The organism is Tistrella sp. (genome assembly GCF_002684955.1).
GTDB classification, from domain to species: Bacteria; Pseudomonadota; Alphaproteobacteria; order Tistrellales; family Tistrellaceae; genus Tistrella; species Tistrella mobilis.
On sequence record NZ_NYWI01000037.1, the window covers coordinates 73,650 to 98,289 of the forward strand.

Annotated in this window: 37 protein-coding genes; all 37 read right to left on the bottom strand. The window is 67.2% G+C overall.

Going from position 1 to position 24,640, the window contains the following annotated elements:
• Window positions 1–163 precede the first annotated feature (163 nt).
• Entirely contained in the window at window positions 164–2,146 is a 1,983-nt protein-coding gene (locus CMO28_RS13745) for an acetyl-CoA carboxylase biotin carboxylase subunit (protein WP_296714371.1), read from the bottom strand.
• 22 nt (window positions 2,147–2,168) lie between these two features.
• The gene (locus CMO28_RS13750) at window positions 2,169–2,435 is read right to left on the bottom strand and encodes a hypothetical protein (protein ID WP_296714372.1); all 267 of its coding nucleotides are present in this window, start codon (window positions 2,433–2,435) and stop codon (window positions 2,169–2,171) included.
• A 40-nt stretch (window positions 2,436–2,475) separates the two neighbouring features.
• Window positions 2,476–4,008 (bottom strand): acyl-CoA carboxylase subunit beta, encoded by a 1,533-nt coding sequence (locus CMO28_RS13755; RefSeq protein ID WP_296714375.1) that lies wholly within the window; start codon window positions 4,006–4,008, stop codon window positions 2,476–2,478.
• A 275-nt stretch (window positions 4,009–4,283) separates the two neighbouring features.
• A complete protein-coding gene (locus CMO28_RS13760) occupies window positions 4,284–5,021 on the bottom strand; it encodes an ATP12 family chaperone protein (RefSeq protein WP_296714377.1) in 738 nt (245 codons plus the stop codon).
• Window positions 5,018–5,734: an HAD-IA family hydrolase gene (locus CMO28_RS13765; RefSeq protein ID WP_296714379.1), complete on the bottom strand. Its 717-nt coding sequence runs from the start codon at window positions 5,732–5,734 to the stop codon at window positions 5,018–5,020. The genes CMO28_RS13760 and CMO28_RS13765 overlap by 4 nt, the downstream gene beginning before the upstream one ends.
• Window positions 5,731–6,711, bottom strand: coding sequence for an RluA family pseudouridine synthase (locus tag CMO28_RS13770; RefSeq protein ID WP_296714381.1), 981 nt, complete (start codon window positions 6,709–6,711; stop codon window positions 5,731–5,733). The genes CMO28_RS13765 and CMO28_RS13770 overlap by 4 nt, the downstream gene beginning before the upstream one ends.
• Window positions 6,708–7,103: a fluoride efflux transporter CrcB gene (crcB, locus tag CMO28_RS13775; RefSeq protein WP_014746119.1), complete on the bottom strand. Its 396-nt coding sequence runs from the start codon at window positions 7,101–7,103 to the stop codon at window positions 6,708–6,710. The genes CMO28_RS13770 and crcB overlap by 4 nt, the downstream gene beginning before the upstream one ends.
• A complete protein-coding gene (locus CMO28_RS13780; RefSeq protein ID WP_296714385.1) occupies window positions 7,100–8,437 on the bottom strand; it encodes a replication-associated recombination protein A in 1,338 nt (445 codons plus the stop codon). The genes crcB and CMO28_RS13780 overlap by 4 nt, the downstream gene beginning before the upstream one ends.
• Before the next feature lie 60 nt (window positions 8,438–8,497).
• Window positions 8,498–9,970, bottom strand: coding sequence for a DegQ family serine endoprotease (locus CMO28_RS13785; protein WP_296714387.1), 1,473 nt, complete (start codon window positions 9,968–9,970; stop codon window positions 8,498–8,500).
• Between the two features lie 179 nt (window positions 9,971–10,149).
• Window positions 10,150–10,569 carry a 50S ribosomal protein L17 gene (rplQ, locus tag CMO28_RS13790; RefSeq protein ID WP_296714389.1) on the bottom strand — a complete coding sequence of 140 codons (420 nt, stop codon included), beginning with the start codon at window positions 10,567–10,569 and terminating at the stop codon, window positions 10,150–10,152.
• A gap of 159 nt (window positions 10,570–10,728) precedes the next feature.
• The gene (locus tag CMO28_RS13795) at window positions 10,729–11,745 is read right to left on the bottom strand and encodes a DNA-directed RNA polymerase subunit alpha (protein ID WP_014746123.1); all 1,017 of its coding nucleotides are present in this window, start codon (window positions 11,743–11,745) and stop codon (window positions 10,729–10,731) included.
• A gap of 198 nt (window positions 11,746–11,943) precedes the next feature.
• A complete protein-coding gene (gene rpsK, locus CMO28_RS13800) occupies window positions 11,944–12,336 on the bottom strand; it encodes a 30S ribosomal protein S11 (protein WP_014746124.1) in 393 nt (130 codons plus the stop codon).
• Window positions 12,337–12,345: 9 nt separating this feature from the next.
• Window positions 12,346–12,714 carry a 30S ribosomal protein S13 gene (gene rpsM, locus CMO28_RS13805; protein ID WP_062762257.1) on the bottom strand — a complete coding sequence of 123 codons (369 nt, stop codon included), beginning with the start codon at window positions 12,712–12,714 and terminating at the stop codon, window positions 12,346–12,348.
• 104 nt (window positions 12,715–12,818) lie between these two features.
• Window positions 12,819–13,472: an adenylate kinase gene (locus CMO28_RS13810; RefSeq protein WP_062762259.1), complete on the bottom strand. Its 654-nt coding sequence runs from the start codon at window positions 13,470–13,472 to the stop codon at window positions 12,819–12,821.
• On the bottom strand, window positions 13,469–14,812 hold the full coding sequence (gene secY / locus CMO28_RS13815; RefSeq protein WP_014746127.1) for a preprotein translocase subunit SecY: 1,344 nt from the start codon (window positions 14,810–14,812) through the stop codon (window positions 13,469–13,471). Before secY ends, CMO28_RS13810 begins: the two co-directional genes overlap by 4 nt.
• 231 nt (window positions 14,813–15,043) lie before the next feature.
• Window positions 15,044–15,526, bottom strand: a complete 483-nt coding sequence (gene rplO, locus CMO28_RS13820) for a 50S ribosomal protein L15 (protein ID WP_014746128.1) — start codon at window positions 15,524–15,526, stop codon at window positions 15,044–15,046.
• A gap of 56 nt (window positions 15,527–15,582) precedes the next feature.
• Window positions 15,583–15,777 (bottom strand): 50S ribosomal protein L30, encoded by a 195-nt coding sequence (gene rpmD, locus CMO28_RS13825; protein ID WP_014746129.1) that lies wholly within the window; start codon window positions 15,775–15,777, stop codon window positions 15,583–15,585.
• A 5-nt stretch (window positions 15,778–15,782) separates the two neighbouring features.
• Entirely contained in the window at window positions 15,783–16,346 is a 564-nt protein-coding gene (gene rpsE, locus CMO28_RS13830) for a 30S ribosomal protein S5 (protein ID WP_014746130.1), read from the bottom strand.
• Window positions 16,347–16,359: 13 nt separating this feature from the next.
• Window positions 16,360–16,719 (bottom strand): 50S ribosomal protein L18, encoded by a 360-nt coding sequence (gene rplR / locus CMO28_RS13835; RefSeq protein WP_062762260.1) that lies wholly within the window; start codon window positions 16,717–16,719, stop codon window positions 16,360–16,362.
• Window positions 16,720–16,733: 14 nt separating this feature from the next.
• Window positions 16,734–17,267, bottom strand: a complete 534-nt coding sequence (gene rplF / locus CMO28_RS13840; RefSeq protein ID WP_062762262.1) for a 50S ribosomal protein L6 — start codon at window positions 17,265–17,267, stop codon at window positions 16,734–16,736.
• An 11-nt stretch (window positions 17,268–17,278) separates the two neighbouring features.
• Window positions 17,279–17,677 (bottom strand): 30S ribosomal protein S8, encoded by a 399-nt coding sequence (gene rpsH / locus CMO28_RS13845; RefSeq protein ID WP_014746133.1) that lies wholly within the window; start codon window positions 17,675–17,677, stop codon window positions 17,279–17,281.
• A 16-nt stretch (window positions 17,678–17,693) separates the two neighbouring features.
• Entirely contained in the window at window positions 17,694–17,999 is a 306-nt protein-coding gene (rpsN, locus tag CMO28_RS13850) for a 30S ribosomal protein S14 (RefSeq protein ID WP_296714401.1), read from the bottom strand.
• A gap of 21 nt (window positions 18,000–18,020) precedes the next feature.
• On the bottom strand, window positions 18,021–18,560 hold the full coding sequence (gene rplE, locus CMO28_RS13855) for a 50S ribosomal protein L5 (RefSeq protein ID WP_014746135.1): 540 nt from the start codon (window positions 18,558–18,560) through the stop codon (window positions 18,021–18,023).
• A gap of 17 nt (window positions 18,561–18,577) precedes the next feature.
• A complete protein-coding gene (rplX, locus tag CMO28_RS13860) occupies window positions 18,578–18,898 on the bottom strand; it encodes a 50S ribosomal protein L24 (RefSeq protein WP_228382325.1) in 321 nt (106 codons plus the stop codon).
• Window positions 18,895–19,263: a 50S ribosomal protein L14 gene (gene rplN / locus CMO28_RS13865; RefSeq protein WP_014746137.1), complete on the bottom strand. Its 369-nt coding sequence runs from the start codon at window positions 19,261–19,263 to the stop codon at window positions 18,895–18,897. The genes rplX and rplN overlap by 4 nt, the downstream gene beginning before the upstream one ends.
• A gap of 32 nt (window positions 19,264–19,295) precedes the next feature.
• Complete coding sequence (gene rpsQ, locus CMO28_RS13870; protein WP_014746138.1) at window positions 19,296–19,532, bottom strand: 30S ribosomal protein S17; 237 nt, start codon at window positions 19,530–19,532, stop codon at window positions 19,296–19,298.
• Between the two features lie 4 nt (window positions 19,533–19,536).
• Window positions 19,537–19,740: a 50S ribosomal protein L29 gene (rpmC, locus tag CMO28_RS13875; protein WP_014746139.1), complete on the bottom strand. Its 204-nt coding sequence runs from the start codon at window positions 19,738–19,740 to the stop codon at window positions 19,537–19,539.
• A 4-nt stretch (window positions 19,741–19,744) separates the two neighbouring features.
• Window positions 19,745–20,164, bottom strand: a complete 420-nt coding sequence (gene rplP, locus CMO28_RS13880; protein ID WP_014746140.1) for a 50S ribosomal protein L16 — start codon at window positions 20,162–20,164, stop codon at window positions 19,745–19,747.
• Window positions 20,165–20,202: 38 nt separating this feature from the next.
• Window positions 20,203–20,880, bottom strand: coding sequence for a 30S ribosomal protein S3 (rpsC, locus tag CMO28_RS13885; protein ID WP_062762265.1), 678 nt, complete (start codon window positions 20,878–20,880; stop codon window positions 20,203–20,205).
• Window positions 20,880–21,260 carry a 50S ribosomal protein L22 gene (rplV, locus tag CMO28_RS13890; RefSeq protein WP_014746142.1) on the bottom strand — a complete coding sequence of 127 codons (381 nt, stop codon included), beginning with the start codon at window positions 21,258–21,260 and terminating at the stop codon, window positions 20,880–20,882. The genes rpsC and rplV overlap by 1 nt, the downstream gene beginning before the upstream one ends.
• A gap of 2 nt (window positions 21,261–21,262) precedes the next feature.
• Complete coding sequence (gene rpsS / locus CMO28_RS13895; RefSeq protein ID WP_014746143.1) at window positions 21,263–21,541, bottom strand: 30S ribosomal protein S19; 279 nt, start codon at window positions 21,539–21,541, stop codon at window positions 21,263–21,265.
• Between the two features lie 18 nt (window positions 21,542–21,559).
• Window positions 21,560–22,384 carry a 50S ribosomal protein L2 gene (gene rplB, locus CMO28_RS13900; RefSeq protein ID WP_062762267.1) on the bottom strand — a complete coding sequence of 275 codons (825 nt, stop codon included), beginning with the start codon at window positions 22,382–22,384 and terminating at the stop codon, window positions 21,560–21,562.
• Between the two features lie 4 nt (window positions 22,385–22,388).
• Window positions 22,389–22,682 carry a 50S ribosomal protein L23 gene (locus CMO28_RS13905; RefSeq protein WP_014746145.1) on the bottom strand — a complete coding sequence of 98 codons (294 nt, stop codon included), beginning with the start codon at window positions 22,680–22,682 and terminating at the stop codon, window positions 22,389–22,391.
• The gene (rplD, locus tag CMO28_RS13910; RefSeq protein ID WP_296714410.1) at window positions 22,679–23,302 is read right to left on the bottom strand and encodes a 50S ribosomal protein L4; all 624 of its coding nucleotides are present in this window, start codon (window positions 23,300–23,302) and stop codon (window positions 22,679–22,681) included. The genes CMO28_RS13905 and rplD overlap by 4 nt, the downstream gene beginning before the upstream one ends.
• Window positions 23,303–23,312: 10 nt before the next feature.
• Entirely contained in the window at window positions 23,313–24,023 is a 711-nt protein-coding gene (rplC, locus tag CMO28_RS13915; RefSeq protein ID WP_296714412.1) for a 50S ribosomal protein L3, read from the bottom strand.
• Window positions 24,024–24,037: 14 nt separating this feature from the next.
• A complete protein-coding gene (gene rpsJ / locus CMO28_RS13920; protein ID WP_041606294.1) occupies window positions 24,038–24,346 on the bottom strand; it encodes a 30S ribosomal protein S10 in 309 nt (102 codons plus the stop codon).
• 191 nt (window positions 24,347–24,537) lie between these two features.
• Window positions 24,538–24,640 (bottom strand): hypothetical protein (locus CMO28_RS13925; RefSeq protein ID WP_296714420.1); only part of this gene is annotated, 103 nt, incomplete at its 5' end.

Sequence of the window (24,640 nt, forward strand, 5' to 3'; positions counted from 1 at the left end):
GAGTGGGACTGATTCTGTCGCCGGTTCGCGATCACGACAACGGCCATGGGCGGCGGGGCAGCCATGCACCGGCTGCGGTCCGGAACCGCCTCCCGGACAGAAAAACCCCCGCCGGGCACGCCGCCCGGCGGGGTTTGGAAGAGACGGCCGGAGAGGCCGGCGATCACTCGAATTCGATGATCACCTGATCGGCGGCGACGCTGGAACCGGCGCCGGCCTTGATCTCCTTCACCGTGCAATTGCGCTCGGCGCGCAGCACGTTTTCCATCTTCATGGCCTCGATCACCGCCAGCTCCTCGCCGGCCTGGACCTCCTGGCCCACCTCGACCGCCACCGACAGCACCAGGCCCGGCATCGGCGAGAGCAGGAACCGGCTCATGTCCGGGGCCTGCTTGACCGGCATCATCGCGGCATAGGCGGCACCCTGGCGGGTATAGACCCGCGCCACCAGCACCGAGCCGCCATGGGTCAGCTTCCAGCCCGCGGCCACGCGCTCGATCTGCACCACGCGGGTGCGGTCGTCGACGGTGGCCGACAGCAGCCGGTCGCCCAGCTTCCAGCTGCAGTCCAGCGTCACCGGCTTGCCGCCCATGTCGAGCACCAGCGCCGGCGCATGCTGCACCACCTTCACCTCGACCTGCTCGTCATCCAGCATGACCACCAGCTCGTCGGGGACATGGTGGACATAGCCGCGCATCTGGCCGGTGATCCGGCCCTGGCGCGCCCGGTCGGCCAGATCGGCCATCACGGCGATCGCCGCCAGCGCACGGCGGGCCTCGGCGTCCAGGGGCGCGCCGTGGAAGCCGTCGGGGTATTCCTCGGCGATGAAGCCGGTCGACAGCCGGCCTTCCAGGAAGCGCGGATGCTTCATCAGCGCGGTCAGGAAGGGGATGTTGTGGGTGATGCCGCGGATGTAATAGGCGTCGAGCGCATCGCTCATCCGCTCCGCCGCCTGGGCGCGGGTCTCGCCGTAAGTGACCAGCTTGGCGACCATCGGGTCGTAGAACATGCTGATCTCGGCGCCTTCATAGACGCCGCTGTCCACGCGCACGCCCGGGCCCTTGGGCTCGACATAGCGCGCCAGACGGCCGATCGACGGCAGGAAGCCGCGATACGGGTCCTCGGCATAGACGCGGGCTTCCATCGCCCAGCCGGTCAGGGTCACATCCGCCTGCGAGAACGGCAGATGCTCGCCCGCCGCCACCCGAATCATCAGCTCGACCAGGTCGTAGCCGGTGATCAGCTCGGTCACCGGATGCTCGACCTGCAGGCGGGGGTTCATCTCAAGGAAGTAGAAGCTGCGATCGGGGCCGACGATGAACTCGACCGTACCGGCCGAACGATAGTTCACCGCGCGCGCCAGCGCGACCGCCTGCTCGCCCATCGCCTTGCGGGTCGCCTCGTCCAGGAAGGGGCTCGGGGCCTCTTCGATCACCTTCTGGTGACGGCGCTGGATGGAGCATTCGCGCTCGCCCAGATAGCAGATGTTGCCATGGGCGTCGGCGATGATCTGGATCTCGATATGGCGCGGCTGCTCGATGAACTTCTCGATGAAGACGCGGTCGTCGCCGAAGCTCGACTTCGCTTCCGAGGTCGCCGAGCGGAAGCCTTCGCGGGCCTCCTTCGCGTCATGGGCCAGGCGCATGCCCTTGCCGCCGCCGCCGGCCGAGGCCTTGATCATGACCGGATAGCCGATCTCGTCGGCGATCTTCACCGCCTCGTCGGCGTCCTTGATCTCGCCCACATAGCCGGGGACGGTCGAGACACCGGCCTTCTTGGCCAGCTTCTTCGACTCGATCTTGTCGCCCATCGCATAGATGGCCTCGACATTCGGGCCGATGAAGGCGATGCCGGCGGCATCCAGCGCCTTGGCGAAGCTCTGGTTCTCGGACAGGAAGCCATAGCCCGGATGCACCGCCTGGGCGCCGGTGGCCTTGCAGGCCTCGACGATGCGGTCGGCGATCAGATAGCTCTGATTGCTGGGGCTAGGGCCGATATGCACGGCCTCGTCGGCCATGCGGACATGCAGCGCGTCGGCATCGGCATCCGAATACACCGCCACCGTCTTGATGCCCATACGGCGGGCAGTCCGGATCACCCGGCAGGCGATCTCGCCGCGATTGGCGATGAGGATCTTCTCGAACATGGGAGCGCGTCTCGACTGGAAATCAGGAAGAGGATGACGGCGGTTGCGGCGGTTCGGCCCCGCCTCCCGTCTGCCCCCGGCCCCACGACAGCACGCCGTAGGCCCAGAGGCCGTGGAGGACCACCGCACCTGCCCAGATCGCGAGCGCGAAGCCGATCCGACCTTCGGGGTCGTCGATCTTCAGCAGCTGCGTCAGCAGGGCGATCAGGCCGTTCGCCGCCGCGAAGCCGAAGCCGTGGAGATAGAAGCCGGTCAGGCGCCGCGCGCGTCGTGCATGCGCCGCCTTCACCAGATCCGTCTCCTGCTCCGGCCCGCTCACGGCTGCCCGGTCACAGCGGAATGTTGCCGTGCTTCTTCCACGGCTTCTCGCGACGCTTGTTCCGCAGCATGTCCAGCGCGCCGCAGATGCGGGCGCGGGTGTTGTGCGGACGGATCACGTCGTCGATGAACCCGCGGGAGGCCGCGACGAAGGGATTGGCGAAGCGGCCGCGATATTCCTCGGTCCGCGCCGCGATCTTCTCCGCGTCGCCGATATCCTGACGGAAGATGATCTCCACCGCGCCCTTGGGGCCCATGACCGCGATCTCGGCCGAGGGCCAGGCGTAGTTCATGTCGCCGCGCAGATGCTTGGAGCTCATCACGTCATAGGCGCCGCCATAGGCCTTGCGGGTGATGACGGTGACTTTCGGCACCGTCGCCTCGGCATAGGCATAAAGCAGCTTGGCGCCGTGCTTGATGATGCCGCCGAATTCCTGGCTGGTGCCCGGCAGGAAGCCCGGCACGTCCACGAAGGTGACGATCGGGATGTTGAAGCAGTCGCAGAACCGCACGAAGCGGGCGGCCTTGCGCGAGCTGTCGATATCCAGGCAGCCGGCCAGCACCATCGGCTGGTTGGCGACGATGCCGACGGTCTGGCCGTCCATGCGCGCGAAGCCGACCAGGATGTTCTTCGCGAAGTCGGGCTGGATCTCGAAGAAGTCGCCCTCGTCGACCACCTTCTCGATCAGCTCCTTCATGTCGTAGGGCTTGTTCGGGTTCGGCGGAACCAGGGTGTCGAGCGACGGCTCCTGACGCGCGACCGGGTCCTGGGTCTCGCGCAGCGGCGCGGGCTCGCGGTTCGACAGCGGCAGGAAGTCGAAGAAGCGGCGCAGCTGCAGCAGCGCATCGACATCGTTCTCGAAGGCGACGTCGGCAACCGAGGACTTCGTGGTGTGGGTGACCGCACCGCCCAGTTCTTCGGCCGTCACCACCTCGTGGGTCACGGTCTTCACGACATCCGGACCCGTCACGAACATGTAGGACGTGTCCTTCACCATGAAGATGAAGTCGGTCATGGCGGGTGAGTATACCGCGCCGCCGGCGCAGGGGCCCATGATCATGGAGATCTGCGGCACCACGCCCGAGGCTTCGACATTGCGCAGGAACACGTCGGCATAGCCGGCGAGCGAGGCCACGCCTTCCTGGATGCGGGCGCCGCCCGAGTCGTTGAGCCCGATGACCGGCGCGCCGACCTGGACCGCCTGGTCCATGATCTTGCAGATCTTCTCTGCATGCGCTTCCGACAGCGCGCCGCCGAACACGGTGAAGTCCTGGCTGAACACGAAGACCAGGCGGCCGTTGATCGTGCCGCGGCCGGTGACGACGCCGTCGCCCGGAACCTTGGTGTTCTCCATCCCGAATTCGGTGCAGCGGTGTTCGACGAACATGTCGTATTCTTCGAACGACCCGGCATCGAGCAGCAGTTCGATGCGCTCGCGGGCAGTCAGCTTGCCCTTGGCATGCTGGGCGTCGATACGGCGCTCGCCGCCGCCCATCCGGGCAGCCTGACGACGCTTCTCAAGCTCTTCGAGTATCGCCTGCATCTCCGGTCTTCTTCATCCTCGAATGGTAGGGCGCCGTCCGCGGACGGCCCCCCCGGACCGGATGCGGCACGCAAAGCGCCTTACACGGCGTTTCCTTGTTCGCCTGTGCTGATAGCATGACGAACCCGGCTGCGCCACATCCTTTGCCGTGAACAGGGCTTTTGCGGCAAGGCTTTGGCAAATTCTTGCCGCATATGCGAAAGGTGTGCGACATCGCACGCCCGGTTGCGCAACTTTGCGCAACGGCCATCTGCGGCTGCGGAATTAGACCGACCCTACCCTGCGTTGAGCGCGTCGCGGATCCGTGCCAGATCATCAAGGTCGCGGCGCAGCAGCGCCAGGCGCTCGGCCTGCTCGGCATCCTCGCCCCAGCGGGCGATCTGGAAATGTTCATCGGCGAAGGCGGCATCATATGCCGTCGCGGGATCGATTCCCGCCTCGGCCAGCGCCAGGCCGATCACCACCGATCCGGCGGTGGTCACCGCGCCATGCAGCACCGCCAGCCGCCAGGGGTCGGCGGCCTCGATCGCGCGCGTCAGCCTTTCCACCGTCGCGGGTGGCTGGTCCACGGCCAGAAGGCCGGTGGTGGTCACCAGATGGATATCGTAGCGGGTGCGGGCCCAGTCGACCAGGGGATCCCAGTGCCGGGCCTGAAGGGCCGCCAGTTCCTTCGGATTGTCGGCGCGATAGCAGACCAGATCCGTGCCGATATAGCCGGCAAGCTCGGCCGCGATCTGCGGCCGATGCGGCACCACCCGGTCGATCACCACATTGGCGAGCTTCGTCGCCGGCATGGTCTCGGGCGCGATATGGGTCTCCTGCGCCGCCCATTCATCGGCAATCAGCTGTGCCAGCGCCCGGCCGGGCACCACCAGCGGCGCCTTGGCGGGGGTGCGCAGGCCGCGGCCGTCGAGCAGAACGGTCCAGCCACCGCCCGTGGCCTCCTCCCCTGCCGATGGTGCGGCCTCGGCCGCCTTGTAGAAACGCTTGCGGCGCGTGACGGCGTCGCTCATGCCCCGATCCTCCGTTCCGGCGCAAGCGGCGCCCCGATCAGGGTCGCGATCGCGGCATCCAGCTCGGCCGCCGCCGTCACCACCAGATCGGCGCCCGCATCCAGCAGGTCCTGATGGGCATGGCAGCCCCAGGCCACCCCGATTGCCCTGGCACCCGCCGCCCGCGCCATTTCCATGTCGTAGCTGGTATCGCCGATCAGCACGCTGCGCGCCGGATCGGCCCCGGTTTCGTCCATCGCAGCCAGCATCATCGCCGGATGCGGCTTGCTCGGATGGGTGTCGGCGGTCTGTATGGTCACGAACAGCCGCTCGAAGCCGAAGCGGGCCACCGTGCGCTCCACGCCGCGGATCGATTTGCCGGTCGCCATGCCCAGCACATAGCCCGCCCCGTCCAGCCGCTTCAGCGCCGCATCAACGCCGTCGAACAGCCGCTCGTCGCCCATCAGCCCGGCCGCCAGCCGGCGGCGATAGGCATCGCGATAGCCCCGGGCCAGATCATGGCAGGCGACATCGTCCAGATACGGCAGCAGCCGGCCGATCGCGATCGGCAGCGACAGGCCGATGATCCGCGCCACCTCGGCCGGTGTCGGGGCCGCGATGCCGGCGGCGAGGAAGCAATCCGCCATGGTGTCGGCGATATGCCCGGCGCTGTCGACCAGCGTGCCGTCGCAATCGAACACCACCAGCCCGATACCCTCCGTCCCCGTCGTCATGCGTCCATCTCCGGATCGAAGCCCAGCCGGTCGAAACTCTGCGCCATATGGGGCGGGATCGCGGCAGAGACCGAAATCCGCCGCCCGTCCGGCCCGTCCAGGGTCAGGCGCCGTGCATGCAGATGCAGGCGCCGCGGCAGCCCCTCTCCGCGCAGATCCACCGCCTGTCCGCCATATTTCAGATCGCCCACGATCGGCGTGCCGATCGCCGCCAGATGGGCGCGGATCTGGTGGGTGCGGCCGGTCAGCGGCTTCAGCGCCACCAGGGCGCAGGGTCCGCCCGCCGCCAGCACCTCGTATTCGGTGACCGCCGTCTGGCCGTCGCCCTCGTCCACCGCCACCATGCGTTCGCCGCCGCGTTCCACCTGGCGCTTGGCCAGCGGCAGGTCGATCACGCCCCGCGCCGGCCGCGGCACGCCCAGCGTCACCGCCCAATAGATCTTGGTGGTGGTGCGCTCGCGGAAGGCCCGGGTCGCCCAGGCGGCGGCGCGGGCATTGCGCGCCAGTGCCAGCACGCCCGAGGTGTCGCGATCCAGCCGGTGCACCAGCCGCGGTCGCTCGTCGTCCGGGTGGCGCTTCAGCGCATCCAGCATGCCGTCCAGATGCCGGTCGGTGCCGCTGCCGCCCTGTACCGCCAGCCCCGAAGGCTTGTCGATCAGGATCAGGTCGGGGGTTTCCAGCAGCACCCGGCCGCGCAGGAATTCCGCCTCCTCGGCCGTGGTCTGGCGGGCCCCCGCCCGGCCCTCGGCCTTCGCCTCCAGCATCGGCAGGGCCGGCGGCGGCAGGCGGACCACGGCGCCGGCCGTCAACCGCTGATCGGCCTTGGCGCGTTTGCCGTCCACCCGCACCTGGCCGGTGCGGGCCCAGCGCTGGGCCTCGCCGAAACTCAGCGCCGGCAGGTGTTTGCGCAGCCAGCGGTCCAGCCGCTGGCCGTCCTCGTCGGGCCCAACTTCCCTATGCAGCGGATCGGCGCTCATCCGGCGATCATCCTGACGGTCGCAAGCCCGGCCAGCAGGGCCAGCGCGCCCGCCACCACCGATCCCAGCACGTAAAGCGCCGCGGCCATGGTTTCGCCGCGCTGCCAGAGCGAGACCGCATCCAGCGAGAAGGTCGAAAAGGTCGTGAACGCCCCCAGAAATCCGGTCGCGATCAGGGTGCGGGCATGGGGGAACATCGGCAGGCCATGGGCGGCGGCGCCGGCGATCGCGCCCATCAGGAACGAACCCAGGATGTTCACGATCACCGTGCCCCAGGGGAAGCCCAGGCCGAAGGCCGCCGCACTCCAGGTGTTGACGCCGTGACGGGCCAGCGCGCCCGCGGCCCCGCCGATGGCGATCACCGCCAGCGTCGCCGGTGCGAATGCGGTCATGCCTCTCCCTCTTCGTCCCTGGATCTGCGGGCGGCGGCCCGCATCTCCGCCTGGCGCTCGGCTCTCAGCTTCGACCAATATTCCAGCCGCCTGGCGATGTCACGCTCGAACCCCCGTGGCCGGGGTTCATAGATGACCCGCGCGCCCATGCCCTCGGGCCAGTAGTCGCGGCCTGAAAACGCGTCCGGCGCGTCATGGTCATAGTCATAGCCATGGCCATAGCCCAGTTGCTTCATCAGCTTCGTCGGCGCGTTCAGGATATGCATCGGCGGCATCAGCGAACCGGTTTCCTTGGCCAGCCGGCGCGCGGTCTTGTAGGCCATATAGACCCCGTTCGACTTGGGCGCGGTCGCAAGATAGACGACCGCCTGGGCGATGGCGAGTTCGCCTTCGGGGCTGCCCAGGGTCTCGTAGGCGCGCTGGGCCGCCAGCGCCTGTTCCACCGCCCGCGGATCGGCCATACCGATATCCTCGACCGCGAAGCGGATCAGCCGGCGGACGACATAAAGCGGATCCTCACCGCCATCCAGCATGCGCGCGAACCAGTAGAGCGCCGCATCGACATCCGATCCGCGCAGCGATTTGTGCAGCGCGCTGATCAGGTTGTAATGGCCTTCCTGCGCCTTGTCGTAGAGCGGCAGCCGCTTCTGCAGCAGCTGGCCCAGCCGCACCGTATCCAGCCGCCCGCCCTCGGGCAGGGCATAGAGCGTGTCGGCCAGGTTCAGCAGAAAGCGGCCGTCGCCGTCGGCCATGCCGACCAGTACGGCCCGGGCCTCGTCGTCCACCGGCAGCGGCCGGCCTTCCGCCGCCTCGGCGCGGATCAGAAGCTCGCCCAGCGCCGCCTCGTCCAGCCGCCGCAGCACCAGAACCTGGGTGCGCGACAACAGCGCGCCGTTCAGCTCGAAAGACGGGTTTTCGGTCGTAGCACCGATCAGCGTGACTGTCCCGTCCTCCACATAGGGCAGGAAACTGTCCTGCTGGGCGCGGTTGAAGCGGTGGATCTCGTCGACGAACAGCAGGGTCTGGCGGCCGGTATCGCGCAGCGCCGCCGCCTCGGCAAAGGCCTTGCGCAGATCGGCGACGGTCGAGAACACGGCCGAAAGTGCCGCGAAGCGCATGCCGGTCGCCTCGGCCAGCAGCCGCGCCAGCGTGGTCTTGCCGGTGCCCGGCGGCCCCCACAGGATCAGCGAGGCCAGCCGCTTCGCCTGGACCATCCGGGTCACCGGCCCGTCGGGGCCGAACAGATGGTCCTGGCCGACGATCTCGCCGATCCGGCCGGGACGGAGCCGGTCGGCAAGCGGGCGCGGGGTGGCGGCATCGAACAGCGTGGCCATGGGGGTCGGGCGGGCTCCGGGTGGCTGACGTAAGGGCAGAGAGCGCGGGAGGGCCCGCGATCAGCCCATCAGATCCAAGGTGAGTTCGCGGCCCTCGCGGCGCAAGGTCAGCTGCCAGCGGCGCTGGCCCTGCATCTGCTTCAGGGTCTTCTCGACATCGGCGGTGCGCGACAGGCGCTTGCCGTTCACCGCCAGCACCATGTCGCCGGGCTTGAGGCCGATCGAGGCCGCGGCGGAATTGCGGGTGATGTCGACCACGATCACCCCTTCCTCGAAGCCGTCGATCCCCAGCTCCTCGGCCAGGGCGGGCGAGAGATTGGCGATCCGCGCGCCGGCAAGCGGGTTGCTGCCGGTGATCTCACGCTCGTCGCGGGCCACCGTCTCGGGGGCGGCGATCAGCGGCAGCGACACGGTCTGCCGGCGGCCCTCGCGCCAGATGGTGACCGCGGTCTCGCCGCCGATGCCGGCGGCCGCCAGCCGGAACCTCAGCGCCCGCGGATCGTCGACCGGCTTGCCGCCGATCTCCAGGATCACGTCACCGCGCTTCAGAACGCCTTTGGCCGGGCCGTCGGGATGCACATCGCTCACCAGCACGCCGGTCGGGCGCGTCATGCCCAGGCTTTCGGCGATCTCCTGCGTCACCGGCTGGCCGCGGGCGCCCAGCCAGGCGCGGGCCACCGGCCGGCCCTCGATCGCCGCCTGCACCACCGTTTTCACCAGGGTGGCGGGGATCGCAAAGCCGATGCCGTTGGAGCCGCCGGAGCGGCTGAAGATCGCGGTGTTCACGCCGATCAGCTCGCCGTTCACCGTCACCAGCGCGCCGCCCGAATTGCCGGGGTTGATCGCCGCATCGGTCTGGATGAAGGACTGGAAGTCCGAGACCCCGACCATGGTGCGGGCAAGCGCCGAGACGATGCCGCTGGTCACCGTCTGCCCCACGCCGAAGGGGTTGCCGATCGCCAGCACCAGATCGCCGACCTCGATCGAATCGCTGTCGCCGAAGCTCAGCGCCGGCAGGGTCTGGCCCTCGGTGTCGATCTTCAGCACCGCCAGATCGGTCTGCGGGTCCAGCCGCACCACCTCGGCCGCGAATTCGCGGCGGTCGTTCAGCACCACGGTGATCTGGTCGGCGCCGTCGATCACATGGTTGTTGGTGACGATATAGCCGCGGCCGTCGACGATGACGCCCGATCCGAGCGCGTTCTGCACCCGCTCCGACGGCTTGCCGATGCCCATCCGGTCGCCGAAGAAGCGGCGGAAGAACGGGTCGTCGAAGAACGGGGAACGCTGCTGCACCACCACCGTGCGGCGGGTGTAGATGTTCACCACCGCAGGCGCCGCCTGACGCACCACGGGCGCGAAGGACAGCTGCATTTCGCGCCGGCTTTCCGGCACCCGCCGTTCTGCATCGGCCGCCACCGCCGGCGGCACCTGCAATGCCGCCAGGGCCAGCACCAGCGCCAGCATCCTCGACCGCAGGCCGCCGCGGATCGCCGCGACCAGGTCTGCATCCCGTTCAGGCAGTCGGTTCATCACTCTCATTCCCGCCCGGTTGTCTCGTCCAGGTCCGACAGCATAGTCCCCGCCGCCCGGACCACAAGTGACCAGAGCCACGCACGCGCCCCGAACGCAGAACGGGCGGTGCGCCTTGCGGCACACCGCCCGTTCCCAAGGGTCCCGTCGCGATGCCGATACCGGCACCGCCGCCCGGATCAATCCTCGGCGTCGTCCTCGGCAACCTGCTTCGGGCCCGAATCCTGGCCCTTGGCGGCAAGGTTGCGGTCGACCAGCTCGATGATCGCCATCGGGGCCGCATCGCCATAGCGGAAGCCGGCCTTCAGCACGCGGGTATAACCGCCGGCGCGGGCCTGGTAGCGCTCGGCCAGCTCGCCGAACAGCTTCTGCACGATCACGCCGTCGGGCAGGCGCGAGGCGGCCTGACGGCGGGCGTGGAGGTCGCCGCGCTTGCCGAGGGTGATCAGACGCTCCACCACCGGGCGCAGTTCCTTCGCCTTCGGCAGCGTGGTCTTGATCTGCTCGTGCTTCAGCAGCGCGACCGCCATGTTGGCGAGCATCGCCTTGCGGTGGGCGGTGCTGCGGTTCAGCTTGCGCTGGTTCATGCCATGACGCATGAGGGGTACTCCTGCCTTGGCATCATCCGCAGGCGGGGGCCATCCGCTGTGCGGGGCCCGGTCTCCGGGCCTTGATGCTGTTCTGGACGGGGCGGACGTGCGCAGGCACTACCCGCCCCCTGGGATGTCGTCCGGTGCCGCGAGGGCGCCCGAAGAGGCTCAGTACGGCTCTTCGAGCTTCTTCGCCAGCTCTTCGATGTTCTCCGGCGGCCAGTTGCTGATCTGCATGCCGAGCTTGAGACCCATGGAGGACAGAACCTCCTTGATCTCGTTCAGCGACTTGCGACCAAAATTCGGCGTCCGGAGCATCTCGGCCTCGGTCTTCTGGACCAGGTCGCCGATGTAGACGATGTTGTCGTTCTTCAGGCAATTCGCCGAACGCACCGACAGCTCCAGCTCCTCGACCTTGCGGAGGAGGTTGGGGTTGAACGGCAGCTCGTCCTGCTCCTCGCGCTCCGTCGGCATTTCCGGCTCTTCGAAGTTGATGAAGAGCTGGAACTGGTCCTGCAGGATGCGCGCGGCCAGCGCGATCGAGTCTTCCGGCGTGATGGCGCCGTTGGTCTCGACATAGAGCGAGAGACGGTCGTAGTCGGTATAGGAACCGACACGGCTGTTCTCGACCTTGTACGAGACCTTCTTGATCGGGCTGAACAGGGCGTCGACCGGGATCAGGCCGATCGGCGCGTCCTCGGGCCGGTTGGCCGAGGCCGGGACATAGCCCTTACCCGTGTTGACGACGAATTCCATGTTCAGCACCGCGCCCTCGTCGAGGGTGCAGAGCACCAGATCCGGATCCAGGATCCCGATATCGGGCCCGGTCTGGATCATCGACGCCTTCACCTCGCAGGGGCCGGTCGCCTTCAGCGTCATCCGCTTCGGGCCATCGGCATGCATGGTAAGCGACATGGTCTTCACGTTCAGCACGATATCGGTCACGTCCTCGCGCACGCCGGGGACGGACGAGAACTCGTGCAGAACGCCGTCGATCTTGATGGCGGTGACAGCGGCGCCCTGGAGCGACGACAGCAGCACCCGGCGGAGGGCATTGCCGAGCGTCATGCCGAAGCCGCGCTCAAGCGGCTCGGCAACCACGGTCGCCTGACGGGCCGGATTGGCGCCGGGCTCGATCTCGAGCTTGTTCGGCTTAATCAGGTCCTGCCAATTCTTATGGATCACGTGAACGACCTCTCGTTGCTCGCGCCGCAAGTGGTGGATGCCGGTCGTTGCGGGGATCCGGCGTTGCGGTGATACGGCGGGCTTATGGCACCCGCCGTGCCGGTGACGCGGAACCAGACAGGCTTACGCCGGCCGGTGCGCGCCCCGCTCATCGGGGCTGGCGCGTCCGACCGGCGGGGGCGCGTGCGGTCCTGGACGTCAGACGCGGCGCCGCTTGGGCGGGCGGCAGCCGTTGTGCGGGATGGGGGTCACGTCGCGGATCGACGTGATCGCGAAGCCGGCCGCCTGAAGGGCGCGCAGAGCCGACTCGCGGCCCGAACCCGGGCCCTTCACCTCGACGTCGAGGGTGCGCATGCCGTGCTCGGCGGCCTTGCGGCCGGCGTCTTCGGCAGCGACCTGCGCCGCATAGGGGGTCGACTTGCGCGAGCCCTTGAAGCCCATGGTCCCCGACGACGACCAGGAGATGGTGTTCCCCTGAACGTCGGTGATGGTGATCATGGTGTTGTTGAAGCTCGCGTTCACGTGCGCGACGCCGGAGGTGATGTTCTTCCGGTCGCGGCGGCGCAGACGCGCACCCGTATCCTTAGCCATGGTGCGTCCTTACTTCTTCTTGCCCGCAATCGGCTTCGCCGGGCCCTTGCGGGTCCGCGCGTTGGTGTGGGTGCGCTGGCCGCGCACCGGCAGGCCACGACGATGGCGCAGGCCGCGATAGCAGCCGAGGTCCATCAGGCGCTTGATGTTCATCGCGACTTCGCGGCGGAGGTCACCCTCGACCGTATAGTCGCTGTCGATCACTTCACGGATGCGGATAACTTCGGCATCCGACAGCTCGTTCACACGCCGCTCGGCGGGGATACCGACCTTGCCGCAGATCTCCTGCGACTTCGCCCGGCCGATGCCGTGAATGTAGGTCAGCGCGATCTCGACCCGCTTCGCGGTCGGGATATTCACACCTGCAATACGCGCCACGCTTGATTCTCCTTCGTCGACCGACGGTCTGCGCCCGCACGCGCCCACTCGGCGCGGAGGGGCGCGATTATAGGATGACCGTCGCTCAAGTCAACACTCTGATGTCAGGATCCGGCGTCCAAAATGGCCTTCAGCGCCCGGGTCACATCATCGATGTCTGCCATGCCGTCCACCGTCCGCAACAGCCCCTTCGATTCGTAATAGGGCAGCAGCGGCGCGGTCTGGGCGTGATACGCCTCGAGCCGGCTCTTCACCGTCTCGGCATTGTCGTCCTTACGGCGGGTGAACTCGGTCGACCCGCACACGTCGCAGACGCCCTCGACCTTGGGCTTCTGGAAGGTGTCGTGATAGCCGGCGCCGCATTTGGCGCAGGCGAAACGGCCGGTGATGCGCTCGACCAGCGCACCATCGTCGACCTTCATCTCGATCACATGGTCGAGCTTCAGGCCCTGAGAGGCGAGCATCCCGTCCAGCGCCTCGGCCTGGGCCACGGTGCGCGGGAAACCGTCGAGGATGAAGCCGTTGCTGCAATCGTCCTGGCCGATGCGGCCGGCGATCATGTCGATGATCGCCTGGTCCGGCACCAGCTGGCCGGCATCCATGATCGCCTTCACGCGGTTGCCGAGCGCACTGCCCGACTTCACTTCGGCGCGGAGCATGTCGCCGGTGGACAGCTGCACGATGCCGTAGGCGTCGACCAGACGCTGCGACTGGGTGCCCTTGCCGGCACCGGGAGGTCCGAGGAGGATCAGGATCACGACCGCCGTCCTTTGAGTCGGGCCTTCTTGATCAGCCCTTCATACTGGTGTGCCAGCAGGTGGGACTGGATCTGGGCCACGGTGTCGATGGTGACGTTGACCACGATCAGCAGGCTGGTGCCGCCGAAATAGAACGGAACCGAGTACTCGCTGATCAGAATTTCGGGGAGCGCGCAGACCGCTGCGATATAGGCCGCGCCGATCACGGTCAGACGGGTGAGGACGTGATCGAGGTAATCTGCCGTGTTCTTGCCCGGCCGGATGCCCGGAATGAAGCCGCCATGCTTGCGCAGGTTGTCGGCCGTCTCTTCCGGGTTGAAGACGATGGCGGTGTAGAAGAAGCAGAAGAACAGGATCGCGCCGACATAAAGCGCCAGGTAGAGCGGCTGGCCATGGGCCAGGTTCGCCGTCAGCCAGGTCAGCCATGCGGGGCCGCCCGTGGCGTTGAAGCTTGCGATGGTGGTCGGCAGCAGCAGGATCGAGCTGGCGAAGATCGGCGGGATCACGCCGGCGGTGTTGAGCTTCAGCGGCAGATGCGAGCTCTCGCCACCATAGATCCGGTTCCCGACCTGGCGCTTGGGATACTGCACCACGATCCGGCGCTGGGCCCGCTCCATGAACACGATGAAGGTGATCACGGCGACCGACATGATCAGCAGCGCCAGGATGAAGCCGGTCGACAGCGCGCCGGTGCGGCCCAGTTCCAGCATGCGGGCCAGCGCGCCGGGCAGCTCGGCCACGATGCCGGTGAAGATGATCAGAGAGATGCCGTTGCCGACGCCGCGGGCGGTGATCTGCTCGCCCAGCCACATCAGGAACATCGTGCCGCCGACCAGGGTGATCACGGTCGCGGCGCGGAAATAGGCGCCGGGGTCGGCCACGGCGGACATGCCGCCGGCCTGCAGCCCCTCAAGGCCCACCGAGATGCCGTAGGCCTGCACGATCGCCAGCGCCACCGTGCCGTAGCGGGTGTACTGGTTCAGCAGCTTGCGCCCGCTCTCGCCCTCCTTCTTCAAGGCCGCGAAGCTCGGCAGAACCGCGGTCAGCAGCTGCACGATGATCGAGGCCGAGATGTAGGGCATCACGGTGAGCGCGAAGATGGTCATACGACCGAGCGCGCCGCCGGCGAAGACGTTGAACATGCCGAGAATGCCGCCGGCGTTCTGATTGAACACGTCGGCGAGCACGGCGGGATTGATCCCCGGCACCGGGATATAGGTGCCCAGGCGATAGACCAGCAGCGCGCCCAGGGTGAACCAGAGCCGCTTCTTCAGTTCCGTGGCCTTGCCGAAGGCCGCGAAATTCAGGCTGCCCGCAAGTTGGTCGGCGGAGGACGCCATCGCGGATGCGCTCCCGGCTTGAAGATGGGGATCAGGAATGTCGCGGCCGGGGGCGCCCCCCGTCCGCGGACACACAGGTCGTCGAGTGGTCCTCAGGCGTCGCCCGGGCTGCCCGCCGCCCCTGCCCCGCGGCATCCGCGGTTCGGGAATGCGAGCGCGGGCAACCATCCCCCGGTCAGGACCGGCGGACGGTCACCCGTCAAGCCTGCTCGACGCAAGCCCCGGCCTGGATCAGGCCTGGGCCTCGTCGGCCACCGGCGCCGCCGGCAGCTCGACCTTGCCGCCGGCCTTCTCCACCGCTTCCACGGCCGCCGCAGAGGCGCCGCTGACGCGGATGGTGACGGCTGCGGTGATCTCGCCCTTGGCGAGCAGGCGCACGCCGTCGCGGATGCGACGCACGAGACCCGCCTCGATCAGGGCCGCTTCGGTGATCTCGGTGCCGAGCTTGCCGGCATCGATCGCCTTCTGGATGCGACCCAGATTGACATGGACGAAATCGTTACGGAAGGGCGCATTGGTGAAACCACGGCGCGGAAGGCGACGATGCAGCGGCATCTGACCGCCCTCGAAGCCCTTGATCGCCACGCCGCTGCGCGCCTTCGCACCCTTGTGGCCCTTGCCGGCAGTCTTGCCGGTGCCGGAGCCGGGGCCGCGACCGATGCGCTTGCGGTCCTTGGTCGCGCCGGGATTGTCCCTGAGCTCGTTGAGCTTCATGACACGGCTGTTCCTTGCGTTCGTGTGTCTGGGGAAGGAAGCCCGGGGTCACCCCCTCAGGCCACCTCCTCCACCACCACGAGATGGGCCACCTTGGCGATCATGCCGCGCACCGAGGGGGTATCCTCGAGCACCCGGCTGCGATGCCGCTTGTTGAGGCCCAGACCGATCAGCGTCTGGCGCTGGTAGTCGGGACGACCGATCGGGCTGCCGATCTGGGTCACCTTCACCTGCTTCTTCGCCTCGGACATGGATCTCACTCCTTGCCCGCGGCAGCAGCGGCGGCCTGGCCGTCGCGGCGCCCGATGATGTCGCTGACCTTGCGGCCGCGGCGGCGGGCAACCTCACGCGGCGACTGCACGGCCTTGAGGCCGTCGAAGGTCGCCTTGATGAGATTGTACGGGTTCGAGGTGCCGTGGCTCTTCGCCACGACGTCCGCGACACCCAGGCTCTCCAGCACCGCGCGCATCGGGCCGCCGGCGATGATGCCGGTGCCCGGAGGGGCCGCGCGCATCAGGATCCGGCCGGCACCGAAATGCCCGTCGATGTCGTGGTGGAGCGTGCGGCCCTCGCGAAGCGGAACGCGGATCATGCCGCGCTTCGCCTTCTCGGTGGCCTTGCGGATTGCCTCGGGGACCTCGCGGGCCTTGCCCTGGCCGAAACCGACCCGGCCACGACCGTCACCGACAACCACCAGCGCGGCAAAGCCGAACCGGCGACCGCCCTTCACCACCTTCGCGACGCGATTGATGGTGACGAGCTTGTCGATGAACTCGCCATCTTCCTCGCGAGGCTTGCGCTCGTTTTCCGTGCGTGCCATGCGTTCGGCCCCCTCAGAACGACAGCCCGCCCTCGCGGGCGGCGTCGGCCAGCGCCTTCACGCGGCCATGATAGATGTAGCCACCGCGGTCGAAGACCACCTCGGTCACGCCGCTTGCGGCAGCGCGCGAGGCAATCAGCTTGCCGACCGCCTTGGCGGCTTCGATGCCGGCACCGTTCTTCAGCTGGCCCTTGAGCTCGCCGTCGAGGGTGGAGGCCGAAGCCAGGGTCACGCCCTGCACATCGTCGATGATCTGGGCGTAGATATTCAGATTGGAGCGGTAGACGCTCAGCCGCGGACGGCCGTGCGACTTCTTGCGCAGCTGCGTACGCACACGCCGCTTGCGCCGCTCGAAGAGCGAATTCGCGTTCATGCCCCTGCGGCTCCTTACTTCTTCTTGCCTTCCTTGCGGACGATGACCTCGTCCTCGTACTTGACGCCCTTGCCCTTATAGGGCTCGGGCGACCGGAAGGACCGGATCTCGGCGGCAATCTGACCGACGCGCTGCTTGTCGATGCCAGAGATGGCGAGCGCGGTCGGCTTTTCAGCCTTGATCTCGATGTCCGCCGGAACGGCGTACTTGATGTCGTGGCTGTAGCCGAGCTGCAGGGTCAGCAGCTTGCCGTCAACAGCGGCGCGGTAACCGACGCCGTTGATGTCGAGCTTCACGGTGAAGCCTTCCGACACGCCCTTCACCATATTGGCGACGAGGGTGCGGGACAGGCCCCACATGGCGCGGCCGCGGCGTTCGTCGTTGGCCGGCGCGACGACGACCTTGCCGTCTTCGAGCGCGACGTTCACGTCCGACGGCAGGGTCCGCTCGAGCGCGCCGAGCTTGCCCTTCACGCGGACAGTGTTGCCGTCGACGGCCACTTCGACGCCCTGGGGCACCGCAACCGGGTTCTTACCGATACGCGACATGGGACGTCTCCTCAGAACACCTTGCAGAGAACCTCACCGCCGACATTGGCGGTGCGGGCCTCCGCGTCGGACATGACGCCACGGGGGGTCGAGAGGATCTGGATGCCGAGGCCGTTATAGTGCTTCGGCAGCGCCTTGATCGACGAATAGACGCGGCGACCGGGGCGGGAAACGCGGCCGATTTCGCGGATGGCGGGCTCGCCGTCCACATACTTCAGCGCGATCTCGAACACCGGCTTGCCTTCAGACGACTCGCTGCGCTCGTAGCCACGGATGTAGCCCTCGCGGGTCAGCACGTCGAGCACCCAGCCGCGCAGCTTCGAGGCGGGGCACAGAGTCGTCGACTTGCGCGCCAGCTGAGCGTTGCGGATACGGGTGATCATATCGCCGAGGGGATCGGTCATGGACATATCCGGTCCTCCTCTCTTACCAGCTCGACTTCGTCATGCCGGGGATCTGCCCCTGCGACGCCAGGTCGCGGAGCGCCACACGGCACAGCTTCAGCTTGCGGTACACCGCACGGGGGCGGCCGGTCAGCTCGCACCGGTTCCGGATGCGGGTCTTCGAGCCGTTGCGCGGGAGGGCGGCGAGCTTCAGGGTCGCCGCGAAACGCTCCTCGGGCGACAGCTCACGATCGTCAACCACCGCCTTCAGGGCAGCGCGCTTGTTCGCAAAACGCGCAACCAGCTGCTCGCGGTGCTTGTTCTTCTGGACGGCACTGGTCTTGGCCATAATCGCCTCGCTTGCCGTTGCTCAGTTCACGAAGGGCATCTTGAAGGCGGCAAGAAGCGCCTTCGCCTCGGCATCCGTCTTGGCCGTCGTCGCGAAGACGATGTCCATGCCCCGGACGGTATCGACCTTGTCGTACTCGATCTCGGGGAAGACGATCTGCTCTTTGAGGCCCATGGCATAATTGCCACGCCCGTCGAACGACTTGCCGTTCAGCCCGCGGAAGTCGCGGACGCGCGGCAGAGCGATGGTGACGAGACGATCCAGGAACTCGTACATCCGGTCGCGGCGCAGCGTCACCTTGACGCCGATCGCCATGCCCTCGCGCAGCTTGAAGCCGGCGATCGACTTCGAGGCGCGGGTCACGACGGGCTTCTGGCCGGTGATCTTGGCCAGATCGGTCACGACGCCGTTGATCTTCTTCTGATCGCCAACCGCCTCGCCGACGCCCACATTCAGGACGATCTTATCGAGACGGGGGATCTCCATGACGTTCGCATAGCTGAACTGCTCGCGCAGCTGCGGGCGAACCTCGTTAACGTAGTACTCGTACAAGCGTGCCATTTTGGGCTGCTCCGCCGTCAACGATCGATCTGCTCGCCGGACCGCTTGGCGACGCGCACCTTACGGCCATCTTCGAGCGTGGTAAAACCGACGCGGGTCGGCTTGCCGTCCTTGGGGTCGGCGATCGCGACGTTCGACAGGTGCAGCGACGCTTCCTTCTCCACGATACCGCCGGGATTGCCCGGCTTGGGAGCGGTGTGCCGCTTGACGAGGTTAACGCCCTGAACGACGACGCGGTTCTCCTTGGGGAGAACCTGCGCAACCGTCCCGGCCTTGCCCTTGTCACGCCCGGTCAAAACGACGACGTTGTCGCCTTTCTTGATCTTGGCTGCCATCAGAGGACCTCGGGGGCCAGAGAGATGATCTTCATGAACTTCTTGCCGCGGAGCTCGCGGGTGACCGGCCCGAAGATACGGGTACCGATCGGCTCGCCATGCTTGTTGATGAGCACGGCGGCATTGCGGTCGAAGCGGATGGCGGTGCCGTCCGGACGACGCAGCTCCTTGGCGGTACGAACGACCACCGCACGGTGGACGTCGCCCTTCTTCACCTTACCACGCGGAATCGCCTCCTTCACGGAGACGACGATCACGTCGCCGACACGCGCGACGCGGCGACGCGAACCGCCGAGAACGCGGATGCACATCACACGCCGGGCGCCGCTGTTGTCCGCCACTTCCAGATTGGTTTCGGTCTGGATCACGGGACCGTTCCTTAATCAGCAGGGGCCGGGCTTCATTCGCCGTCAGCGACGACCGTCCAGCGCTTGCGCTTGGAGATCGGAGCCGATTCAATGATGCGGACGATGTCGCCGGCCTTGAACCGGTTGTCCTCATCATGCGCGGCATACTTCTTGCTGCGGCGAATGAACTTCTTGTAGATCGGGTGCTGGAAGCGACGTTCGACCTTGACGATGATCGTCTTGTCGCCCTTGTCGCTCACCACGACGCCCTGAAGGATACGCTTGGGCATCTGATCACTCCTTCGCCGCGGCGCCGGCCGACTGGCCGATCACGGTCTTGATCCGGGCGATGTCGCGCCGCACCTCGCGCACGCGCGCGGTGTTTTCAAGCTGGCCGCCAGCCTGCTGGAAGCGCAGGTTGAACTGCTCCTTCTTCAGCTGGAGCAGCATGGTGTTCAGCTCGGTCGCCGACTTCGCGCGCAGTTCTTCAGCCTTCATGGCCTCAGCCCTCCACACCGATGCGCTGGATCACGCGGGTGCGGATCGGCAGCTTGGCGGCGCCACGCTCGAAGGCCTCGCGGGCCAGGTCGGCGGGGACACCATCCAGTTCGAACATCACGCGACCGGGCTTCACGCGGGCCATCCAGAATTCCGGAGAGCCCTTGCCCTTACCCATGCGCACCTCGGCCGGCTTCTTCGAAACCGGCACGTCGGGGAAGATACGCACCCACACGCGGCCGACACGGCGGATGTGGCGGGTGATCGCGCGACGGGTCGCCTCGATCTGCCGCGCCGTCAACCGGCCGGGTTCCATCGCCTTCAGGCCGTAGGCGCCGAAATTCAGCGCCGTACCACCCTTGGCATCACCGTGGATGCGGCCCTTATGCGCCTTGCGATATTTCGTCCGCTTCGGACTCAGCATAAGTTCCAGCCTTTCTCACTAAGCTGATCGCCGCCGGATCAGCGCGAAGCCCGCGTCTCACGACGCTCGGCTTCCGCTGCCAGCGGATCGCGGCTCAGCACTTCGCCCTTGAACACCCAGACCTTGACACCGCAGGTGCCGTAGGTGGTGAAGGCGGTCGCCTGGCCATAGTCGATGTCGGCGCGCAGCGTATGCAGCGGCACGCGACCTTCACGGTACCATTCCGTACGGGCGATTTCGGCGCCGCCCAGACGGCCGCTGCAGGTGATGCGGATGCCTTCGGCACCCAGACGCATCGCCGACTGCACGGCACGCTTCATCGCCCGACGGAACGCCACGCGGCGCTCCAGCTGCTGGGCGATGTTCTCGGCCACCAGGGTGGCGTCGAGTTCGGGCTTGCGGACCTCGGCGATGTTCAGATGAACCTCGCCGCGGACCAGCTTGCCGACATCAGCCTTCAGCTTGTCGATGTCGGCGCCCTTCTTGCCGATGATCACGCCGGGACGCGCGCTGTTCAGCGTGATGCGCACCTTCTGCGCAGCCCGCTCGATCACGATGCCCGACACGCCGGCGTTCTTCAGGCGGCCCTTCAGGTACTTGCGCAGGCGCAGGTCTTCCTGAAGCAGGTCGCCATAATTGTCATCCGCGTACCAGCGGCTGTCCCAGGTACGGATGATCCCGAGCCGGAGCCCGATGGGATTGACCTTATGACCCATTAGTCCTGCTCCTCACGCTCGCGGACCACCACGGTCAGCTGGCTGAAAGGCTTCTCCACGCGACCAACACGGCCACGGGCGCGGGCGCTGAACCGCTTCATGACCAGCGCCTTGCCGACAAAGGCCTCGGCCACGAACAGACGGTCCACGTCCAGCTCGTGGTTGTTTTCCGCATTGGCGATCGCCGACTGCAGGGTCTTCTTCACGTCGTTCGAGATCCGGCGGCGCGAGAAGGTCAGCGCAGCCAGCGCCGACTCGACGCTCCGACCACGGATCAGCTCGGCGACGGTGTTGAGCTTGCGCGGGCTCACGCGCAGCATCGTCGAAACCGCGCGCGCCTCGTTTTCGGCAACCCGCCGCTCGGCACTAGGCTTGCCCATGGTTATTTCCTCTTGGCCTTCTTGTCCGCGGCGTGGCCGTAGAACGTGCGGGTGGGCGCGAACTCGCCGAACTTATGCCCGACCATGTCCTCGGAGACAAGCACGGGCAGGAACTTGTGCCCGTTATAGACCCCAAAGGTCAAGCCCACAAACTGGGGCAGGATGGTCGAACGACGCGACCAGGTGCGAATCACCTCCTTGCGGCCGGAGGTGTGCAGCGCGTCGGCCTTCTTCAGCAGGTACCCGTCGACAAACGGGCCTTTCCAAACCGAACGGGGCACGGTGTCCTCCTTCAGACCTTAGGGCTTGCGGCGACGGACGATGAACTTGTCCGTAGCCTTGTTATTGCGGGTGCGCTTGCCCTTGGTCGGCTTGCCCCACGGAGTGACCGGATGACGACCGCCCGAGGTGCGGCCTTCGCCACCACCATGCGGATGATCGACCGGGTTCATCGCAACGCCACGGACAACCGGGCGGCGGCCCATCCACCGGGAACGGCCGGCCTTACCCAGGCTAACGTTCTGGTGGTCGGGGTTCGACACCGCACCGATGGTGGCCATGCATTCGGCGCGCACCATGCGCTGCTCGCCGGACGCCATGCGCAGCATGACGTAGTTGCCGTCCTTGCCGACCACCTGAACATAGGTGCCGGCCGACCGCGCGATCTGACCACCCTTGCCGGGCTTCAGCTCGACATTGTGGACGATCGTGCCGACCGGGATCGACGACAGCGGCATGGCATTGCCGGGCCGCACGTCGACCTTGGCACCGGCGACGACCTTGTCGCCGGCCTTCAGGCGCTGCGGGGCCAGGATATAGGCCTGCTCGCCGTCGGTGTACTCGATCAGCGCGATGAACGCGGTGCGGTTCGGATCGTACTCAAGGCGCACGACCGAGGCTTCCACGTCCCACTTGCGGCGCTTGAAGTCGACCAGACGGTAGCGACGCTTGTGACCGCCACCCACCTGGAACGCCGTGATGCGGCCCAGATTGTTGCGGCCACCCGACTTGGTCAGGCCTTCGGTCAGGGACTTGACCGGCTTGCCCTTCCAAAGCTCCGAGCGATCGACCAGAACCAGCTGACGCCGGCCGGGCGAAGTCGGCTTGTATGCCTTCAAAGCCATCGGATCAGATCCCCGCCGTCAGATCGATCTGCTGGCCTTCGGCCAGGGTCACGATCGCCTTCTTGAAGTCCGAGCGACGCCCGGGGCGGCCACGGAAGCGCTTGGTCTTGCCGGCCTGCACCAGGGTGTTCACCGCCTTGACCTTCACGCCGAAGAGCTTCTCGACGGCCTGCTTGATCTCGGGCTTGGTCGCATCCAGGGTCACCTTGAAGGTGACCTGGTCATTCTCCGAACCCATCGTCGACTTTTCGGTGACGACCGGGCTCAGGATGATGTCGTACATCCGCTCCGGGTTCATTTCAGCCGCGCCTCCAGGCTCTCGACCGCGGCGCGCGACAGCACCAGGGTGTCGCGGCGCAGGATGTCGTAAACATTGGCGCCCTGGCTCGGCAGAACGTCGATGCCGATCAGGTTGCGGGCGGCGAGGCGGAAGCCCTGGTCGACCTCGGTGCCGCCGATGAACAGCGTCGAGCTGCCCAGACCGGCCTTCTCGAGACGGGCCACCAGCGCCTTGGTCTTGGCGTCGTCGGCCTTCAGCTCGTCGACCACCACCAGCTTGCCACCCTGGGCCTTGACCGACAGCGCGGTCTTCAGGGCCAGACGACGCACCTTCTTCGGCGGGTCGTGGGCATGGCTGCGGACCACGGGACCGTGGACCGTGGCACCGCCGCGGAAGATGTTCGCCCGCTTGGCGCCGTGCCGCGCGCGGCCCGTGCCCTTCTGGCGGTAGATCTTCGCGGTCGAGCCGGCGATCTCGGAGATCGTCTTCACCTTGTGCGTCCCGGCGCGCCGCTTGGCGAGCTGGTAGCGCACCATCCGGTGCAGGATGTCGACGCGGGCCGGGAGACCGAACACCTCGTCAGCCAGCGCGATCGTGCCGGCATCCTCGTTATCGAGGGTAATGACCTTCACATCCATCGCTCGGCCCTCAGCCTTCCGTGGTCTCGGCGGCCGCCCCGGCGGCCTGCGCCTTGAGGCCGGCCGGGAACGGCACGCTCTCGGGCAGCGCCTTCTTCACGGCGTCGCGCACAAGAACGTACGAACCGGCGGCACCCGGGATGGCGCCCTCGACGAGCAGCAGGCCACGGTCGGCGTCGACCACGGTCACGCGCAGGTTCTGCACGGTCACGCGGCGGGCACCCATGTGGCCGGCCATCTTCTTGCCCTTGAAGGTACGGCCCGGATCCTGACGGTTACCGGTCGAACCATGCGAGCGGTGCGAGACCGACACGCCGTGGGTGGCACGAAGACCGCCGAAGTTGTGGCGCTTCATGGCGCCGGCGAAGCCCTTACCGATCGAGGTGCCGACGACGTCGACGAGCTGGCCGACGACGAAGTGGTTGGCACCGATCTCGGCTCCGATCTCCGGCAGCGCGTCGGCGGTCACGCGGAACTCCGCGAGCTTCGCCTTCGGCTCCACCTTCGCCTTGGCGAAGTGGCCACGCTGGGCCTTCGAGACGTTCTTAACCTTGGCCGCGCCGTAACCGACCTGAACCGCGGTGTAACCGTCGGTCTCGTCGGTGCGGTGGGCGACGACCTGCACATTGTCGACCTTCAGCACGGTCACAGGAATGTGAATGCCGGCCGAGTCGAAAACGCGGGTCATCCCGAGCTTGCGGGTGATGACTCCAGTACGCATCTGGCGTTACCCCCTCAGAGCTTGATCTCGACGTCGACGCCGGCCGCGAGGTCGAGCTTCATCAGCGCGTCGACGGTCTGCGGGGTGGGCTCGACAATGTCGAGGAGGCGCTTGTGCGTCCGGATCTCGAACTGTTCGCGCGACTTCTTGTCGATGTGCGGCGAACGGAGCACCGTGAAGCGCTCGATCTCGGTCGGCAGCGGGATCGGGCCCCGCACGCTGGCGCCGGTCCGCTTGGCGGTGTTCACGATCTCGCGCGTCGACTGATCGAGCACGCGATGATCGAACGCCTTCAGGCGGATGCGAATGTTCTGGCCTTCCATCATGGGCTTCTACCTTGGCCTCGGCGGTGCGACCTGCCGGATGAATCCGGGGTGCCGCAGCGCCGCGCGTCCTTGCATGAGACCGGCCCGCCGGGCGGACCGGCCGGGCGCTCGTGGCGTCAGGATATCAGGCGGCGGGTGCGCCAGGCGGGATCAACCCGCCCGGCGCACCCGCTGCCGTCGTCCGTCGATCAACCCATCACCTTGGCGACGACGCCGGCGCCGACGGTACGGCCGCCTTCGCGGATCGCGAAGCGCAGGCCTTCGTCCATGGCGATCGGCGAGATCAGCTCG